The sequence below is a fragment of the Shinella sp. genome, from assembly GCF_035998705.1.
In the GTDB taxonomy this organism is placed as follows: domain Bacteria; phylum Pseudomonadota; class Alphaproteobacteria; order Rhizobiales; family Rhizobiaceae; genus Shinella.
In genome coordinates this window covers 1-17079 of record NZ_DASYHH010000025.1, presented here as the reverse complement: position 1 = coordinate 17079, position 17079 = coordinate 1, and the positions used below count along the sequence as shown (strand labels likewise).

Here is a 17079-nt window from a genome sequence, read left to right as displayed (position 1 = left end):
ATGCGCGAGACGACCATGCTCGACAAGATCATCGCCAATGGCGGCGTCATGTCGATCGCGCTGTTCTTCGTCGTCTGCTGTTTCTTCTTCGCGGTGACGACGGATGCCTTCCTGACCGCGCCGAACCTGCTCAACATCATCCGCCAGTCCGCGCCGCTCCTGATCGTCGCGGCCGCCATGACCTTCGTCATCACCACGGGCGGCATCGACCTTTCGGTCGGCTCCGTGCTGGCGCTCACCGCCACCCTTTCGGCCGCCGCCTTGCAGGCCGGCATTTCCTGGCCGCTTGCCATCGTCTTGATGTTGGCGCTCGGCGGCGTGGTCGGGCTGATCCAGGGCTATTTCATCGCCTATGAAAAGATCCCCGCCTTCATCGTCACGCTGGCCGGCCTTTCGGTGATCCGCGGCTTCGCGCTGCTCATCACCGGCGGCTATTCGATCCCCATCGAGCCGACGAGCCCCTTCGTCACGATCGGCCGGGCCTGGGTGCTGGGCATTCCGGCGCCGGCGCTCATCGCCATCGTCGTGCTTCTCGCCGCCTATCTCGTCTTCAACGAAACCCATTTCGGCCGCTACGTCACCGGCGTCGGCGCCAATGCGGAGGCGACGCGGCGCGCCGGCGTCAACACCCGCCGCGTCATCCTCTGGGTCTACATCCTGTCCGGCACGGCGGCGGCGGCGGCCGGCATCATCCTCTCCGCGCGCCTTGGCTCCGGCTCCTCGAATGCCGGGCAGGGGTTCGAACTCGACGTCATCGCGGCCGTGGTGCTGGGCGGCACCAGCCTTTTTGGCGGGCGCGGCTCGCTGGTCGGCACGATCCTCGGGGCGCTCACCGTCGCGGTTCTGGCGAACGGCCTCATCCTGTCGCACCTGTCGCCGTTCTTCACGCCCATCGTCACCGGCTTCATCATCCTGGTCGCGATCTGGCTCAACTTCCGCCTGTTCAAGGGCGGGGCGAAGGGGCGCTGACATGCTCGACCATCTCTTTGCCGAGGAACCGAAGAAGCGCCATGCGATCGGCGTGAATTCCGGCACCGCCATGACCGTCACGGGCCCGGTCCCGGTGGACAATCTCGGCGTCACGCTGATGCACGAGCACATTTTTCTCGACGGAGCGACCAGCTGGATCTGCCCGTGCCACCCGGACGAGAAGGCGATCGCCGAGCAGAAGGTTTCGATCGATATCATCGGCGAGTTGCGCATGAACCCCTATATGAACCGGGACAATGTCTCGCTCGACGACGGGGATCTCGCGCTGAGCGAACTGAAACGCTTCCAGGCGCTTGGCGGCTGTACCGTGGTTGAGACGACGAATTTCGGCATCGGGCGCGACGCGGCAGGCCTTGCCCGCATCGCCCGCATGTCGGGGCTGCGCATCATCATGGGCACCGGTTTCTACCTCGAACACACCCATCCCGAATGGCTGAAGGCCATGAGTGTCGAGGAGGTGACGCAGTTCATCGTCGACGATGTCGGCGGCGGCGAGAGCCAGCCGGAGATCATGGCGGGCATTATCGGTGAGGTCGGCGTCAGCCGGAATTTCACCGCCGAGGAGGAGAAGTCGTTGCGCGCCTCGGCGCGCGCGGCGCGCATCACCGGCCTGCCGCTTTCCATCCACCTGCCGGGCTGGGAGCGGCTTGCGCACCGCGTGCTCGACGTGGTGGAGGAGGAGGGGGCCGATCCGGCGCACACCGTGCTCTGCCACATGAACCCGAGCCACAGCGATCTCGATTACCAGATGGCACTCGCGAGGCGCGGCGCCTTTCTGGAGTATGACATGATCGGCATGGACTATTATTACGCCGACCAGGACGCCCAGTCGCCCTCCGACGAGGAGAACGCCCGCGCCATCGCCGCCCTTGTCGACAAGGGGTTTGGCGACCGGCTGCTGCTGTCGCAGGATGTCTTTCTCAAGATCATGCTGACCCGCTACGGCGGCTTCGGCTACGGCTATATCCTCAAGCACTTCCTGCCGCGTCTGAAGCGGCATGGCGTGGATCAGGCGGCGATCGACCGCATGCTGATCGACAATCCAAAATCCGTTTTTTCTGCCGCGCGGTGACCGCGGGCAATCGTTCAAGGAGTTCCAATGACCAAGAAAAAAGTCCTGCTCGCCGGCGAATCCTGGATTTCGACCGCGACCCACATCAAGGGGTTCGACCAGTTTCCGACGGTCACCTACCACACCGGCGCCGACGAGTTGCTGAAGGCCCTGAAGGATAGCGCCTTCGACATCACCTTCATGCCGGCGCACGAAGCGCAGAAGGATTTTCCGAGCACGCTGGAAGGCTTGCAGGCCTATGACGCCATCGTGCTTTCCGATATCGGCGCCAACACGCTGCTGCTGCATCCCGACACCTGGACCCACTCCCGCCGCACGCCGAACCGCCTGAAATTGTTGCGCGACTATGTCTCCAAGGGCGGCGCGCTGCTGATGTTCGGCGGCTACTATTCCTTCCAGGGCATCAATGGCGGCGCGCGCTACCGGAACACCGCGGTGGAAGAGGTCCTGCCGGTCTCCTGCCTCTCCGTCGATGACCGCGTGGAAGTGCCGGAAGGCTTTACGCCGGTCATTTCCGGCGATGCATCGCACCCCATCCTTGCCAGCCTTTCGGGCGAACTTCCCTATCTGCTCGGCTTCAACGAGGTGGTGCTGAAGGACGGCGCCAACCAGCTGATGACCGTTTCGTCGGAATACGGCTCGATGCCGTTGCTCGTCACCGGCACCTATGGCGAAGGCCGTTCCCTGGTCTGGACCTCCGATGTCGGCCCGCACTGGCTGCCGCCGGAATTCATCGCCTGGCCGGGCTACAAGACGCTGTTCGAGCAGATGCTTGCCTGGGCGACCGACTAACGCAATGCCGCGGGGCCGCCCATGACCATCCACGTCGTCGGCAATGTCTGCGTCGATACGAGCTTTCGCCTGGAGCGGCTGCCGCAGCCGGGCGAGACGCTGAATGCCCTTGCGGCCAGCGAAGGCCCTGGCGGCAAGGGTGCCAACCAGGCGGCCGCCGCCAGCCGCACCGGCGCGGATGTCATGCTGTGGGCGCCGGTGGGCAAGGATGCGGCGAGCGTCTGGATCGAAGGCGTCATCGCTGCCGAAATCCCGGCGCTCTGGCTGACGCGGCTTGATCTTCCCTGCGACCGCTCGGTCATCATGGTCGACCGGTGCGGCGAAAACGTCATCGTCACGGCCGCCGCCTGTGCCGATGCCTTCGACCCGCTTGCGATGACCGCGCTTCGGCAAACGTGGGCGGCGGGCGACATGCTGCTGATGCAGGGCAACCTGCGGCCGGCGGTAACGACCGCCTGCCTCCACGCGGCGCGGGAGGCGGGGCTGTTCACGGTCCTCAATCCGAGCCCGCTTCCGACGGAACCGCTCGACTTGACGGCCGTCTCGCTGATCGTCGTCAACCGGCCGGAGGCGGAAGCTCTGACCGGGAAGGCCGATCCGGAGCAGGCGGTCCGCGCGCTGGTGGCGGCGGGTGTCGGCAGCGCCATCGTAACGCTCGGCGCCGAGGGCGCGCTTCTTCTCGATGCGGCGTCGGCATTGCGCCTTCCCGCGCGCGAGGTCGCAGCCATTGACGCCAGCGGTGCCGGCGATTGTTTCGCGGGCACGCTCGCGGGGCTGCTCGCGCAAGGCGCGTTGCTTTCCACTGCCGCGACAATCGCGACGCAAGCGGCGGGGATTGCCGTCGGGCGCTCCGGCACGCTCGCCTCCTTCCCGACACGGGCGGAAATTTCCGCCCTCACCAAGACAACGAAACCGGAAAACGAGTGATCGACATGAGCAACCCTATCGGACGGCAGGACAACGATACGCTGAAGACGCTTTTCGGGCGCGACAAGCCGGTGATCGGCGTGGTGCATCTGCTCCCGCTGCCCGGCTCGCCGCGCTATGACGACGAGGGCGTGGAGGTGATCTACGAGCGCGGCCTGTCGGATGCCCGCGCCTATCTCGCGGGCGGCTGCGATGCGCTGATCGTCGAGAACCACGGCGACGTGCCCTTCGCCAAGCCCGACCAGATCGGTCACGAGACCTCCGCCCACATGGCGGTTATTTCCGATCGCATCCGCCGCGAACTCGGCCGGCCGATCGGCATCAACGTGCTCGCCAATGCGTCGATCCCGGCGCTCGCCATCGCCTCGGCCGCTTCGGCCTCCTTCATCCGCGTCAACCAATGGGCCAACGCCTATGTCGCCAATGAAGGTTTCGTCGAAGGCGAGGCCGCGCGCGCCATGCGCTACCGCGCGCAGCTGCGCGCCAAGGGCATCCGCATCTTTGCCGATGCGCACGTCAAGCACGGCGCCCATGCCATCGTCGCCGACCGGCCGGTGGAAGAACAGGTCAAGGACCTCGTCTTCTTCGACGCCGACGTGGTCATCGCGACCGGCCAGCGCACCGGCCACGCCGCAGACCTCGGCTATATAAGCATGATCAAGGAGGCGGCTTCGCTACCCACACTGGTCGGCAGCGGCGTGACCCACGACAACGCAAACGACATCCTCTCCGTCGCCGACGGCGTGATCATCGCCAGTGCGCTCAAATATGACGGTGTGTGGTGGAATGCCGTCGATCCCGATCGGGTCAAGCGCTTCATCGCGGGTCTCGGGCGATGAGCAAAGCGCCTGCGGTCAATCCCGGCCGCCTGCTGCAATCCGTTTCCGACTTTGCGGCGATCGGCGCCACGCCCGCCGGCGGCGTGAACCGGCAGGCGCTGACGGCGGAGGACCGCGCCGCCCGCCGGCTGCTCGCCGAGCAAGCTTTGGCACGCGGTTTCACCGTGTTCCAGGACCAGGCCGCCAATCTCTTCATCCGGCGCGAAGGCCGGGATGCCTCGTTGCCGCCCCTCCTTATCGGCAGCCATCTCGACAGCCAGCCGACCGGCGGCCGCTTCGATGGCGCACTCGGCACGCTCAGCGCCTTCGAGGTGCTGGAAGCGCTCGCGGATGCCGGCGTGGAGACCGAGCGGGCCATCGAAGTCGTCGCCTTCACCAACGAGGAGGGAAGCCGCTTTTCGCCGGGCTGCATGGGCTCCATGGCCTTTTCCGGTGCTGCAAACGTGGCGGACTGGCAGGCGGCGCGTGGCACGGACGATGCGCTCTTCACCGACGAACTGCGTGCCACGCTCGACGCGCTGCCGGAAGCCGGACTCCGGCCCGCCGGCCATCCCGTCTCCGCCTTCGTCGAGTTGCATATCGAACAAGGCCCCGTGCTTGAGCGCGAAAACGTGCCGATCGGCATCGTCACCGGCGTGCAGGGCACGAAATGGCTGGAGGTCGCTTTCTCCGGCGAGGCGGCGCATGCCGGCACCACGCCGCTCGAATTCCGCAAGGATCCGATGGCGGCAGCCGCCGCCGCCATCGCGCGCATCCAAGACGGCATCATGCCCGCCGATCCCGAGGCGCGGCTGACGGTCGGCCGCATTTCGGCGGAGCCCGGTTCCGTCAATGTCATCCCGGGCAGGGTGTCCTTCACCGTCGACATGCGCCACCCCGATGCCGAAGCCCTTGCCGCCATCGAGCGGCGCGTCAACGAGGAATGCCTTGCCGCCGCAAAACGCCGGGGCTGCGAAACGGCGATCGCCCTGCGGGTCGACATGCCGCCCGGCCGCTTTGCCCCCGCCGTGACGGCGGCGATCGCGGCGAGTTGTTCGGCGCTCGGCATCCCCAGCCGCCCGATGGTCTCCGGCGCCTTTCACGATGCGCTCTTCGTCAGCCGCGTCGCTCCGTCTGCGATGATCTTCGTGCCGTGCCGCAACGGCATCAGCCACAACGAGGCGGAATTCGTCTCCGACGAGCATATCGTCACCGGCGCGCGCGTCCTGCTGGGGGTCGCGTTGCGGTTGGCGTCCTAAACCTCCACCGGCCGCGCCTTCTGGCCGCCCACCCCGAAGACGCGGCGGTAGCGCTCGATCTCGGCCGGGTCTCCGGTCGCCTTGGCGGGATTGTCGGAGAGTTTGACGGCGGGGCGGCCGTTGGCGCTCGTCACCTTGCAGACGAGCGAGATCGGGTCGAGGCCGGTGCCGCCGTCCGGGTCGCAGCCGCGAAAATCGTTGGTGAGGTTTGTGCCCCAGCCAAAACTCATGCGCACCCGGCCGTGGAAATGCCGGTAGGCCTCCTCGATCGAGTCGATGTCCATGCCGTCGGAGAAGATCAGCAGCTTTTCGCGCGGGTCGCGGCCCTTCTCCTGCCACCAGCGGATGATCTCCTCGCCGCCGGCAATCGGCGGCGCGCTGTCCGGGCGAAAGCCGGTCCAGTCGGCCAGCCAATCCGGCGCATTGGCGAGGAAGGCCGGCGTGCCGAAGGCGTCGGGCAGGGCGATCAGCAGGTTGCCGTTGTAGAGCTGGCGCCATTCCTCCAGCACCTGGTAGGGCGCCTGCGCCAGTGCCGCGTCGTCCTCGGCAAGCGCTGCGGCCACCATCGGCAGCTCGTGCGCATTCGTGCCGATGGCTTCGAGATCGGCATCCATGGCGAGCAGCACGTTGGAGGTGCCGATAAAACGATCGCCGAGCCCCTCCTTCAGCGCTTCCACGCACCAGCGCTGCCACAGGAACCCATGCCGCCGCCGCGTGCCGAAATCGGAGATGACGAGATCGGGCAATTGCCGCAGCCGCTCCACCTTCTCCCACAGTCGCGCCTTGGCGCGGGCATAGAGGATATCGAGCGCGAAGCGGCCGCGCTCGCGCATCGCAGCGCGCGATTTCAGCTCGTTGATGATCGCGAGTGCCGGGATTTCCCACATGGTCGTGTGCGTCCAGGGACCGTCGAAATGCAGCTCGTACTGGCCGTCGGCCTTGCGCAGCTCGTAGTCCGGCAGGCGGAAGGCGGCGAGCCAGGCGATGAAATCCGGCCCGAACATGCGCGCCCGGCCGTAAAAACTGTTGCCGGCGAGCCAGATCAGCTCCTTCTTGCTGAACCGCACGCTTCGGGCGTGATCGAGCTGGGCGCGCAGTTCCCCCTCGTCGATGACGTCGGCAAGCCGCACGCTCGTCGTGCGGTTGATCAGCGAGAAGGTCGCGTCGACGTCCGGATGCCGGTGCCGGATCATCTGGAGCATCAGGAGCTTGTAGAAATCCGTGTCGAGCAGGCTGCGCACGATCGGGTCGAGCCGGAAGTTATGGTCGTAGGTGCGGGTCGCGATGTCGGTAACGGCCATGCCGGCTACTCCGTTCAGAATCTCCGACGTCACTCATACCCGAATGCGGCGTTTATGAAACCAGTGGCCGTGACGGCGGCTCCTTCTGAAGCCCGGTGGCGAGGAGGCGGGCAAGCGCCGCGACTTCCCGCTCCAGCAGCGCCGGCGTGATGCCGACGAAACGGCCTTCGAGGCTGATGGCGATGACGCCGTGCACGGCGGAAAACACGGTTCGCGCGCGGATCGCGATATCGTCGGCGGAGGCGTCGGGCATCTGGCGCGCAAGGGGGGGCGCGATCAGGCCGATCAGGAAGGCGTGTTCCGCCAGGTGCCATTCCGGCACGGCGACGCCCTCCGGCATGCGATGTTCGAACAGCGCAGACCACAGGTTCCGCTCGGCAAGCGCAAAACGCAGATAGGCCAGCGACAGGCTCAGGAAGGTCTCCTCAATGTCGCCCGAAGGCGGTAGCGCGGCGTTGAGCGCCGTCTCCAGCCGCTTGAGCGTGCCGGAATTGATGTGGAGAACAAGCCCGTCCAGATCGTCGAAGACGGTGTAGAGCCCGCCGAGCGCCGAGCCCGCACGCTCCGCGATGTCGCGCGCGCGCAAACCCTTCAGGCCCTGCTCGGCAACAAGCGCCGTCCCGGCGGTGATCAACCGAGCCTTGAGGTCCGCCTTCTTCTCCCGCCGCTTTTCCGTCATCGACGCCTCCCGTTTGAACGGCGTTCATTTTACATCTTGAACATCGTTCATTTTTATGCGAAAAAGATCATGAACGATGTTCATACAGGCGGATGAAAAAATGTTCAAATATAGTCTGTGCGAAAAGGGGAATGTGCCATGCAGCGGAATCTGATGACCTCCCGGCGCTTCGCGCCGCTCTTCTGGACGCAGTTCCTGTCGGCCTTCAACGATAACTTTCTGAAGAACACCCTGGTCTTCCTCATCCTCGCCACCATGGCAGCGGACGCGGCGGGCTCGCTCGTCACGCTGGCGGGTGCCGTCTTCATGGCGCCGTTCCTGCTGTTTTCCGCGCTCGGCGGCGAGCTCGCCGACAAGTTCGACAAGGCGGTCATGGCCGAGCGGCTGAAGCGGGTGGAGCTTGGCGCGGCGGCCGTCGCCGTCGTCGGCCTCGCCTTCCACTCCGTCACGGTGCTGATGATCGCACTTTTCCTGTTCGGCGTGATCTCGGCGCTGTTCGGTCCGGTCAAATACGGTATCCTGCCCGACCATCTGGAGCGCAAGGAACTGCCGCGCGCCAATGCCTGGATCGAGGGCGCGACCTTCATCGCCATCCTCGGCGGCACGCTGGTCGCCGGCCTCGCCGCCGCCGATGGCGTCAATCCCTGGCTCTTCGGGCCGATGATGCTGGGCCTCGCGCTCGCCTGCTGGCTGTCGAGCCGCTACATTCCCCGCGTCGGCGCCAAGGCGCCGGAGCTCGTCGTTGAGCGCAACGTTCTTCGTTCCACCGGTCGCCTCGTCAATGCGCTGCGCGGCGACCAGCGCCTCTGGCGCTCCGCACTGATGGCCGCCTGGTTCTGGCTCGTCGGCGCGATCGTGCTCTCGCTGCTGCCGCCCATGGTGAAGGGCAGCCTCGGCGGCGAGGAAACCGCGATCACCGCCTATCTCGCCGTCTTCGCCGTCGCCGTCGGCATCGGTTCGGCCATTGCCGCCTGGATGTCGGCCGGCCGCATCGTGCTGCTGCCGGCCCCCGTCGGCACGCTGATCATGGCGCTCTTCGGCCTCGATCTCGCCTGGAGCGTCGGCCATGCCGGCGTCACCACCCCGGCGGAAACGCTCTCCGCCTTCTTCGCCGGCCCCTATACGGCCCGCATCGCCATCGACCTCGCCGGCATGGCGATCGCCGGTGCGTTCCTCGTCGTGCCCACCTTCGCCGCCCTCCAGGCCTATGCCGAGGAAGAGCAGCGCTCGCGCGTTATCGGCGCGGCCAACGTGCTGTCGGCGGGTTTCATGACGGTCGGCGGCGGTCTCGTCGCTGCCTTGCAGGCGGCAGGCCTCTCCACGCCAGTGCTGCTTGCCGGCCTCGCGCTCGCCAATCTGGTCGCGGCCTTCGTGATGCTGCGCACGCTGCCCACCAATGCCTTCCGCGATTTCGTCTCCATCCTCTTCCGCGCCTTCCTGCGGCTGGAAGTGGACGGCCTCGAAAACCTGAAAAAGGCCGGCAAGGCGCCGATCATCGCGCTCAACCACGTCTCCTTCCTCGATGGCGCGCTGGCGCTGGCGCTGACCGACGAGGAGCCGACCTTCGCCGTCGACTACACGATCGCCAAGGCCTGGTGGGTAAAACCCTTCCTGAAGATGTGCAACTTCCTGCCGCTCGATCCGTCCAAGCCCATGGCGACGCGCACGCTGATCAAGACCGTCAATGCCGGCAATCCGCTCGTCATCTTCCCGGAAGGCCGCATCACCGTCACCGGCGCGCTGATGAAGGTCTATGACGGTGCCGCCATGGTGGCCGACAAGACCGGCGCCATGGTCGTGCCGGTGCGCATCGACGGGCTGGAGAAGAGCTATTTCTCGCGCCTCTCGTCGCTCCACGTCCGCCGCCGCTTGTTCCCGAAGGTGAAGGTCACCATTCTGGAGCCGGTGCGCCTCTCCGTGCCGGACGAGCTGAAGGGCCGCAAGCGCCGCATGGCTGCCGGTGCCGCGCTCTACCAGGTCATGTCCATGCTGATGTTCCGCACCACGAATACGGACACGACCGTGCTCGAAAAGGTGATCGAGACGGCGAAGGAACGCGGCCTGCGCAAGCTCGCCGTGCAGGACCCGGTGACCGGCTCGCTCTCCTACGGCAAGCTTCTGACCGGTGCCGCCGTGCTCGGCGCGAAGTTCAAGACGCTGTACCCGGCGGAGGAGACGCTCGGCCTGTTGCTGCCCAATGCCAACGGCGCGGTGGCGACGATCCTCGGCGTGATGTCGGCGGGCAAGGTGCCGGCCATGCTGAACTTCACCGCAGGCGCCGCCAATATCCTCTCGGCCTGCCGGGCCGCCGAGGTGCGCCATGTGCTGACCTCCCGCGCCTTCGTCACTCAGGCGAAGCTCGGCCCGGTGGTCGAGGCGCTGTCGAAAGAGGTGGAGATCGTCTGGCTCGACGACCTGCGTCAGACCGTCGGCTTCCTCGACAAGGTGCGCGGCTTCCTGCACAAGTCCCGGCCGCTGGCAAAACGCAAGGCGGACGACCCGGCGGTGATCCTCTTCACCTCCGGATCGGAAGGCGCGCCGAAGGGCGTGGTGCTGACACACCGCAACATCCTCTCCAACGCCGCGCAGGCCGCCTCGCGCATCGATTTCCACTCGGGCGACAAGGTGTTCAACATCCTGCCGGTGTTCCATTCCTTCGGGCTGACGGCCGGCACCATCCTGCCGCTCATCTCCGGCGTGCCGGTCTATTTCTACCCGTCGCCGCTGCACTACCGGATCATCCCGGAGCTGATCTACTCCTCCAATGCCACGATCATCTTCGGCACGGATACGTTCCTCAACGGCTATGCCCGCACGGCGCATCCCTATGATTTCCGCTCGATCCGCTACTGCTTTGCCGGTGCCGAGCCGGTGCGCGCCACCACCCGCGCGCTCTACATGGAAAAGTTCGGTGTGCGCATCCTCGAAGGCTATGGCGTCACCGAGGCGGCGCCGGTCATCGCGCTCAACACGCCGATGTTCAACAAGGCCGGCAGCGTCGGCAAGATCATGCCGGGCATGGAATACAGGCTCGATACGGTGCCGGGCGTCACGGAGGGCGGTCGCCTCTTCGTGCGCGGCGCCAATGTCATGGCCGGTTATCTCAGGGCGGAAAACCCCGGCGTGCTGGAGCCGACGCCGGACGGCTGGCACGACACCGGCGATATCGTGACGGTCGACGAGGACGGCTTCATCGTCATCCGCGGCCGCGCCAAGCGGTTCGCCAAGATCGGCGGCGAGATGGTCTCGCTTGCCGCCGTCGAGGCGCTGGCCGGCGAATTGTGGCCGGGCAACCTCTCGGTCGTCGTCTCCCTGCCCGATGCGCGAAAGGGCGAGCGCCTGGTCATGCTGACCGACGCGCCCACCGCCACCCGCGCCGCCTTCCTGGCCTTCGCCCGGGAAAAGGCCGCCATGGACATGATGGTGCCCTCGGAGGTGAAGGTGGGCACGGTGCCCGTGCTCGGCTCCGGCAAGGTGGATTTCGTCAGCGCGCAACGGTTGCTGGCCGAGGCGGCGCGGGCGGAGCAGGCGGCGTGACGCTGCCTAGCCGAGCACGAGGTCGTGGGGCGGCAGGCGGTATTTGGCAAGGGCGTGCGGCGCCGGCCCGACGCGCAGCACGTTGATCAGGCGATGATCCGGCGGCAGCGGAAAACGCTGCCGCAAGGCCTGCGAAGCCGAGGGTATGTCGGCCAGCACCGCCATCGGCCAGCCGGCGAAGCCGAAGCGGGTGAAGCCGAGCCAGAAGCGATAGAAGGCCCGGCCGGAAACGACCGGGCTTTCGCCTTCCGGCCGATGGAACAGCAGGCAGGCCGCCGCCGTCCGCGTCTTGCCGGCCTCCGCGACGAGGCTTTTGCCGAGGCCCAGCCGGTCGGCAAGGTCGAAGAGCGGCGAGGCGAGCACGCGCCCGGCCACGGCGCCCTCCAGCCGTCCCATGCACAGGGCATCGAGGTTGAGGCCATCGAAAGCGTAAGCGGGGTGCGCGGGCGAAAGGCGCATCCACGCGACGAGTTCGTCACGGAAGGCGCGGTCGCGCATGACGGACAGGCTGGCGTCGTCATTGAGCGCGGCGATGACGGCGAGGGCATCCGGGCCGCCGGCGAAGGTGACGTCTTCCGCCTCTGCCGCCCATCGTTCGACACCCGCAATCACGTCCGGTGCCGCGACGGAGAAGGCGCCGCGCCAGGTGAAGCGTTTCTCCGTCCACTCCGCGAGCGGCGACGGCATCGCCTCCCCCGTGGCCGTCAGCCGCGCCGCCAGCCGGTAACCGGGACGCCAGGAGCGGATGTCGGCCTCCCAGAGGTCATCCACGACAACGCCGATCCCACGCGCGGCGAGCGCCATCACCATGCCCTCCAGCGCCGCGCCGCAGGAAAGGCCCATGTCGCGGCCCGATGGATCGCCGATGCCGAGGTGGCGGGAAAGGTCGGCGGCAAGCAGGATGCGGCCTTCTTCGTCCAGCGCGAAGCGGGCGGGCTGGGTGTTGTGCACGGAGGGCGCGCGATTTGCGAGCGCGGCGAGATCGGCGAGCGTGGCGGCGTCGATCCGGCTCATAGCGTCTTTCCGAAGAGATGCAGGCGATGCAGCGGACGGGCACCGGCCTTTTCGGCCTGGCGCAGGCTTGCGGCATTGGCATCCGCGATCCAGGTGCCGCCGGCGGTTTCATAGCCGGCATTGCGCATTTCGCCGAGCACATGGGCGAGCATCAGCGGATTGAGGCCGCGCCCCTGATGCTCCGGTTTCACGCCCTGGAAGATGACGACGGCGCGCCGCCGCCTGAGGCGATGTTTCAGGAGATGCCAGGGAGCGGAAAGACCGAGCCGCGAGCCCATCGCCTTCAGCATCGGGTTGACGTCCGGAATGGCGATCACCGCGCCGGCCGGCACGCCGTTCCGTTCCGCAACGGCCGAGATGCGCGGATCCATGATCCACTTCATCTCCTTGGCCTGGAATTCGTATTCCGCGCGGCTGACGGGCACGAACATCGGATTGTCGGCGAAACTCTCGTTAAGGGTCAGCCGCGAATCCTCCAGCCGGCGGTCGAGCGTGGTCCGGCGGATCGGCGAGAAACGAAAGCCGTCGTCGAGAAGCGCCCGCATTTCGGCGCTGCCGAGCAGTCGGCCCGTCGCGGCGTTACGGATGTCGATCTCGAAGGTGGTCATCGGGAAGGAGCGGGAATACCCCCGGGCTTCCAGCAGGCGCGGCAGGTGCGGTGGCCCCCAGACCTGGTCCGTATAGGGTGCATTCTCGAAGCCATCGGTCATGATGCCGACCTGCTGCATGGCCGTCAGGTTGAAATTGCCGAGGATTTCGCCAAAACCTTTTGCGCGCGCCCAGTCCTCCGCCCGCTCCAAAAGGGCACCGGCGACGCGCTCGTCGTCGGCGCAGTCGAAATAGCCGAAATAGCCGCGCTTCAGGCCGAAGCGGGCATTTGCGGCGCGGTGCACATGCGCGGTGATGCGCCCGCGCACCGCGCCGTTTTCATGCGCGGTGAAGATGGCGAAATCGGCCGGGGTCTCGAAAAGCGGGTTCTTGTCCGCCGAAAGGAAGCGCTTCAGGTCGCTGAACATCGGCGAGACATAGGGTGTCGCGTCGCCATAGGCCGCGAAGGGGGCTGCGAAGAAGGCACCGAGGTCGCCTTCGCGGGTCTCAATCATCGCGCACGTTCCTCTCCGAAATCAGGAAGGCCATGCGCTGGGCGACCTTCAGCTCCGTCTCGGCGCCGGGCGTGGCGGAAACGGAGGGCATGTTGAGAGCGATCAGCCGGAACGGCCGGCGCGACACCAGCATCACATGGGTCGCCTCGTATTTTTCCAGCAGCCAGGCGAGTTGTTCGGCATCCGATTGCGAAAGCCCCGCTTCCGTGGCGCGCAGCAACGGCCGGGCGGCAAACAGCACCTTGAGGCCGGCAAGATCGAGATCGGCAAGCTCGGCCTCGCCAAGCAGCAGCGCGCCTTCGACCAGCGGATGGTTCTGCAATTCCTTGAGGAAACCGAGTGTATCGTCGATGCGGTCTTCCGCGAGATGCCGGATGAGGCTCTGGCGCCGTTGCTCCATCCTGAGGCTGATGCTGTCCTTCCAGACTACGCCGAGCAAGGCGGCGGAGGTGACGATGGCGGCCGTGCGCGCCAGCGCGCCTGCGTCGAGCCCGTTTTCAAGGCCGATGGCGAGCGCGCCGAGAAGGGCTGCGGCCATCAGGACGACGAAGGAGACGACCGTATCGCGGTGGCTGACGGCGCGCTGGCCGAGGCTGATCAGCAGCCAGCAGAGGAACAGGATGGCGACACCGCCGAGCCGCACCGGCAGGTCGACATAGGCGGAGCGGAAATCCGTGACGAGCAGCGGCAGGATCAACAGCAGCGACAGCGCGATGCGGTCGACCGCCTGGTTTTCCGCCTTCGACAGGCTCGCCCGGTCACGCGTCACCGCCATGTGCCCGGCCAGCGCGAAGGTGACGAGCTGGTAGAAGAAGAGCAGCGCCAGCCGCCACGGATCGGCGATGGACACGGGCAGGAAGGCGAGAACGGTGAAGGCGGCCGCGCCACCGGCCGCGATCCATTTCGTCGCCTTTGGCGCATGCCGGCGCATCAGGCCCTCGGCGAGCAGGACCGTCGCGAGCGGCACGAGCCCGGCGGCGATGATCGTCGCGGCTTCGAAGATGAAGAGGCCCGTCCACCAGGCGAGCACGCGGCTCGCCATCAGCGCGGCGAGCACCCGCAGACCGAAGAGGAAGCGCCGCGTCAGCGGGCTGCCGGCGTCGAAACTGCGGATCGCGCCGATCAGCACCGCGAGCCCGCCGAGCGCGGCGAGCGAAATGAAGGTATCGGCGATCAGCGGCGTGGTCATGGTTTTGCCGGCGCGGCGAGCCGCTTGAGATAGCGCCGCACCAGGGGCCGCAACAGGGCTGCGACGAGCGCATTGCGCGGCCGCTCGACGCGACCCGCATGCGGATTGAAGAACCAGCCGCGGCAGTCGGCACCCTGCGGCTTGCCGAGGACCGTGTGGATCGCCTCATAGGCCATCAGCATGCCGGTGGAGATGACCATGGGCGCAAAGGACATGCGGCTGCGCGTGCCGGCCACCACCTCGCCGGCAAGCGCCAGGTCGACATGGTGGTGGGAGGAGGAATGCACCATCACATATTCCGCCTCGCGCAGGAACGCTTCCGCCCGCAGGTCGGCCGTGAGCGCGTTCCAGGCGGTCCCGACCGTCGGATAGCCGAGCCGCTCTTCCGGCATCGGGTCGCCGGGCCGCGTCACATAGACGGAGGGCAGGGGAGAGGCATAGGCGTCGATCATCGTGCGGCCGTGCTGTCGCGCCGTGCGGTAAAGCAGCAGGCCCGCGCCGAGATCGTCCGTGCCGTTGATCACCACGTCCGCCTTTGCGACGAGGTCTTCTGTGTGGTCCGTCCAGTCCGCTCCGTAGACGGTGATGTCCAGGCCGGGATTGATCTGAAGGCAGAGGTCGCGGGTCGCCTCGGCCTTCGGTTGTCCGATCGTATCGGCGAAGCAGAAGACCTGGCGGTTGAGGTTCGACAGCTCGAAACGGTCGATATCGGCGAGCACCAGTCGACCGATGCCGGCGCGCGCCAGCGCCTGGATCGCCGCGCCGCCCATGCCGCCTGTGCCACAGACGAAGACCGTCGCCTCGGATAGCCGCCGCTGCTCCGCCTCGCTGACGAAGCCGATATTGCGGGTGGTAAAGCGCTCGTAGGAAAAGGCGTCGCTCATCGTTTGGAAGGCCTCAATATGCTCCATTGCCGCCGGCTGTCGGCCCAGTGCAGCAGGGGCAGCACGAGCCGCTGCACGAGGATGACGAAGCTTGCCACCGCAAGCCTCCCGAGCGCATTGCGCGGCACGCTTTCGAGAAGGTAACGCTGGGCGGCGTTGAGATCGAGCTGGCCGATCTGCAGCAGGTCGTCGCCGCGCGCATAGTCGAGCTCGGCGGCGCAGAAATCGTTATATTCGGGTTTGCGGTGTTTTGGCGCGGCGTCGAACGTCTTCTTCAGGTTGTCCGAGCCGCCGGTATAGGCATTGGTGATGACGAAACGGTCCGCATCGAAACCCGCCTCCGGGCCGACGCCGAAGACATGCCGGTGCGCGGCCATGATCTCCGTGGCGATCAGCTGCTGGCGCAGCGAGCGCCGCGCACCGCGTGTCGGCGCCGGGAAGACATCGCTGAACGTCTCCGCCACCATGCCGGCGACGGCCGGCACCTGCGTGACGTTCGAGATCCACAACGGGCGAAGCTGGTTGCGCAGGAAGAGCAGGAAACAGGTGAGGCCGTAAAGTACCCAGGAAAGCCCCTGGCTGCGCACGGCGGGATCGATCATCACCAGCCCGAGATGGAGAACCTCGACGGGCTTGCCGTTGAGCGAGAGAGACATGACCGGCAGCGCATTGAAGGCGACCGGCTGGCCGTCGGACACCCGGTAGACGAGCGTGACGATCGTGCGGGCCAGCACATCCTCCCGCTCGGAAAACACGCCGTAATCCAGGCTGCCGTCCGCCACCGAGCGACGCGCGACGGAGCGCAGATCCTCCCGAAGGCCGGCGATGTCCGGCCCGCTCATCCAGAGGCCGGGAAACTCGACGATGCGCGCGCGAAATTCGGGCGATGTCTTGAACGCGAGGTCGAGGCGCTTCTTCAGGACGACCGAAAGCAGATTGTACAATGGACTGTGCCCGATGATCCAGAACGGCGGAATGCAGATGCAAGCATCGTATATTTGCAGCCGAGGGGAAACATTTGTTTAAGCCCGCCTAGAATTGGTCCTAGTCCTCCGGCATGAGCCCGTCGAACACTTCGAGCAGCGCATCGGTGATCGCCTGGCCCAGCGCATTGGCTCTGTCGGCGATTTGGTCGTCCCCCTGATCGCGGACCGCGAGCGCGAGATTGCCGCCTTCTTCCGCGACGATGGCCTTGGCGCGCTCGATTGCCCATTGCGCGAAGTCACTGCGGTTTTGAATCGTAACGGTTTCCATTGTCGTCGGCCTATTTACTGTTTCATGGGATTTCGCGGCTATCTCTAACACGCACGTCTGGTTTTGCGTATGTTTCGCCTCACAGATTTGTGTTCTGTTACGGGCACTTGGCCGCACCATCCGCGATTGCCAAACGAGGGGGCGCATGCGACTGCATCACCATGACCCCCGCACGCTTTATCGAATGTCTTATCCTGATCCGCTGGACGCCCATCAACCTGGCGTCGGCGCTGCAATGCGATCTCTCGTGGGTCGAGGCG

15 protein-coding genes are annotated in these 17079 nt (G+C 66.4%); 7 read left to right on the top strand and 8 right to left on the bottom strand.

Annotated features, from left to right (window positions below; genetic code table 11):
• From VGN93_RS21475 to VGN93_RS21450, 6 genes are read left to right on the top strand one after another with little or no spacing between them, the layout of a single operon-like run.
• Positions 1 to 969 (top strand): ABC transporter permease, encoded by a 969-nt coding sequence (locus tag VGN93_RS21475; protein WP_327509277.1) that lies wholly within the window; start codon positions 1 to 3, stop codon positions 967 to 969.
• 1 nt (position 970) lies between these two features.
• The gene (locus VGN93_RS21470) at positions 971 to 2062 is read left to right on the top strand and encodes a phosphotriesterase (RefSeq protein WP_327509068.1); all 1092 of its coding nucleotides are present in this window, start codon (positions 971 to 973) and stop codon (positions 2060 to 2062) included.
• A gap of 27 nt (positions 2063 to 2089) precedes the next feature.
• Positions 2090 to 2854, top strand: a complete 765-nt coding sequence (locus VGN93_RS21465) for a glutamine amidotransferase (RefSeq protein WP_327509067.1) — start codon at positions 2090 to 2092, stop codon at positions 2852 to 2854.
• 21 nt (positions 2855 to 2875) lie between these two features.
• Positions 2876 to 3781, top strand: coding sequence for a PfkB family carbohydrate kinase (locus tag VGN93_RS21460; RefSeq protein WP_327509066.1), 906 nt, complete (start codon positions 2876 to 2878; stop codon positions 3779 to 3781).
• Positions 3782 to 3786: 5 nt separating this feature from the next.
• Positions 3787 to 4620 (top strand): BtpA/SgcQ family protein, encoded by an 834-nt coding sequence (locus tag VGN93_RS21455; RefSeq protein ID WP_327509065.1) that lies wholly within the window; start codon positions 3787 to 3789, stop codon positions 4618 to 4620.
• Positions 4617 to 5858: a Zn-dependent hydrolase gene (locus tag VGN93_RS21450; protein ID WP_327509064.1), complete on the top strand. Its 1242-nt coding sequence runs from the start codon at positions 4617 to 4619 to the stop codon at positions 5856 to 5858. The genes VGN93_RS21455 and VGN93_RS21450 overlap by 4 nt, the downstream gene beginning before the upstream one ends.
• On the opposite strand, the gene pncB is transcribed toward VGN93_RS21450, so the two are convergent.
• A complete protein-coding gene (gene pncB, locus VGN93_RS21445) occupies positions 5855 to 7159 on the bottom strand; it encodes a nicotinate phosphoribosyltransferase (RefSeq protein ID WP_327509063.1) in 1305 nt (434 codons plus the stop codon). The genes VGN93_RS21450 and pncB overlap by 4 nt on opposite strands.
• A gap of 52 nt (positions 7160 to 7211) precedes the next feature.
• Positions 7212 to 7838, bottom strand: coding sequence for a TetR/AcrR family transcriptional regulator (locus tag VGN93_RS21440; protein ID WP_327509062.1), 627 nt, complete (start codon positions 7836 to 7838; stop codon positions 7212 to 7214).
• Between the two features lie 138 nt (positions 7839 to 7976).
• On the opposite strand from VGN93_RS21440, the gene VGN93_RS21435 reads away from it, so the two are divergent.
• Positions 7977 to 11375, top strand: coding sequence for an acyl-[ACP]--phospholipid O-acyltransferase (locus VGN93_RS21435; RefSeq protein ID WP_327509061.1), 3399 nt, complete (start codon positions 7977 to 7979; stop codon positions 11373 to 11375).
• 6 nt (positions 11376 to 11381) lie between these two features.
• Here VGN93_RS21435 and VGN93_RS21430 read toward each other — a convergent pair whose 3' ends face one another.
• The 6 genes from VGN93_RS21430 to VGN93_RS21405 form a co-directional block, all read right to left on the bottom strand.
• Positions 11382 to 12389 (bottom strand): hypothetical protein, encoded by a 1008-nt coding sequence (locus VGN93_RS21430; RefSeq protein WP_327509060.1) that lies wholly within the window; start codon positions 12387 to 12389, stop codon positions 11382 to 11384.
• Positions 12386 to 13492, bottom strand: coding sequence for a GNAT family N-acetyltransferase (locus tag VGN93_RS21425; RefSeq protein ID WP_327509059.1), 1107 nt, complete (start codon positions 13490 to 13492; stop codon positions 12386 to 12388). The genes VGN93_RS21430 and VGN93_RS21425 overlap by 4 nt, the downstream gene beginning before the upstream one ends.
• Complete coding sequence (locus tag VGN93_RS21420; RefSeq protein ID WP_327509058.1) at positions 13485 to 14681, bottom strand: hypothetical protein; 1197 nt, start codon at positions 14679 to 14681, stop codon at positions 13485 to 13487. The genes VGN93_RS21425 and VGN93_RS21420 overlap by 8 nt, the downstream gene beginning before the upstream one ends.
• Positions 14678 to 15565 carry a HesA/MoeB/ThiF family protein gene (locus VGN93_RS21415; RefSeq protein WP_327509057.1) on the bottom strand — a complete coding sequence of 296 codons (888 nt, stop codon included), beginning with the start codon at positions 15563 to 15565 and terminating at the stop codon, positions 14678 to 14680. The genes VGN93_RS21420 and VGN93_RS21415 overlap by 4 nt, the downstream gene beginning before the upstream one ends.
• Complete coding sequence (locus tag VGN93_RS21410; protein ID WP_327509056.1) at positions 15562 to 16509, bottom strand: hypothetical protein; 948 nt, start codon at positions 16507 to 16509, stop codon at positions 15562 to 15564. Before VGN93_RS21410 ends, VGN93_RS21415 begins: the two co-directional genes overlap by 4 nt.
• Before the next feature lie 100 nt (positions 16510 to 16609).
• Positions 16610 to 16819 (bottom strand): hypothetical protein, encoded by a 210-nt coding sequence (locus VGN93_RS21405; RefSeq protein ID WP_327509055.1) that lies wholly within the window; start codon positions 16817 to 16819, stop codon positions 16610 to 16612.
• Positions 16820 to 17079 lie beyond the last annotated feature (260 nt).

Excerpts from the sequence above, each read along its gene's own strand:
- VGN93_RS21475 (WP_327509277.1), top strand. The coding sequence starts at position 1 with ATGCGCGAGACGACCATGCTCGACAAGATCATCGCCAATGGCGGCGTC.
- VGN93_RS21470 (WP_327509068.1), top strand. The coding sequence starts at position 971 with ATGCTCGACCATCTCTTTGCCGAGGAACCGAAGAAGCGCCATGCGATC.
- VGN93_RS21465 (WP_327509067.1), top strand. The coding sequence starts at position 2,090 with ATGACCAAGAAAAAAGTCCTGCTCGCCGGCGAATCCTGGATTTCGACC.
- VGN93_RS21460 (WP_327509066.1), top strand. The coding sequence starts at position 2,876 with ATGACCATCCACGTCGTCGGCAATGTCTGCGTCGATACGAGCTTTCGC.
- VGN93_RS21455 (WP_327509065.1), top strand. The coding sequence starts at position 3,787 with ATGAGCAACCCTATCGGACGGCAGGACAACGATACGCTGAAGACGCTT.
- VGN93_RS21450 (WP_327509064.1), top strand. The coding sequence starts at position 4,617 with ATGAGCAAAGCGCCTGCGGTCAATCCCGGCCGCCTGCTGCAATCCGTT.
- pncB (WP_327509063.1), bottom strand. The coding sequence starts at position 7,159 with ATGGCCGTTACCGACATCGCGACCCGCACCTACGACCATAACTTCCGG.
- VGN93_RS21440 (WP_327509062.1), bottom strand. The coding sequence starts at position 7,838 with ATGACGGAAAAGCGGCGGGAGAAGAAGGCGGACCTCAAGGCTCGGTTG.
- VGN93_RS21435 (WP_327509061.1), top strand. The coding sequence starts at position 7,977 with ATGCAGCGGAATCTGATGACCTCCCGGCGCTTCGCGCCGCTCTTCTGG.
- VGN93_RS21430 (WP_327509060.1), bottom strand. The coding sequence starts at position 12,389 with ATGAGCCGGATCGACGCCGCCACGCTCGCCGATCTCGCCGCGCTCGCA.
- VGN93_RS21425 (WP_327509059.1), bottom strand. The coding sequence starts at position 13,492 with ATGATTGAGACCCGCGAAGGCGACCTCGGTGCCTTCTTCGCAGCCCCC.
- VGN93_RS21420 (WP_327509058.1), bottom strand. The coding sequence starts at position 14,681 with ATGACCACGCCGCTGATCGCCGATACCTTCATTTCGCTCGCCGCGCTC.
- VGN93_RS21415 (WP_327509057.1), bottom strand. The coding sequence starts at position 15,565 with ATGAGCGACGCCTTTTCCTACGAGCGCTTTACCACCCGCAATATCGGC.
- VGN93_RS21405 (WP_327509055.1), bottom strand. The coding sequence starts at position 16,819 with ATGGAAACCGTTACGATTCAAAACCGCAGTGACTTCGCGCAATGGGCA.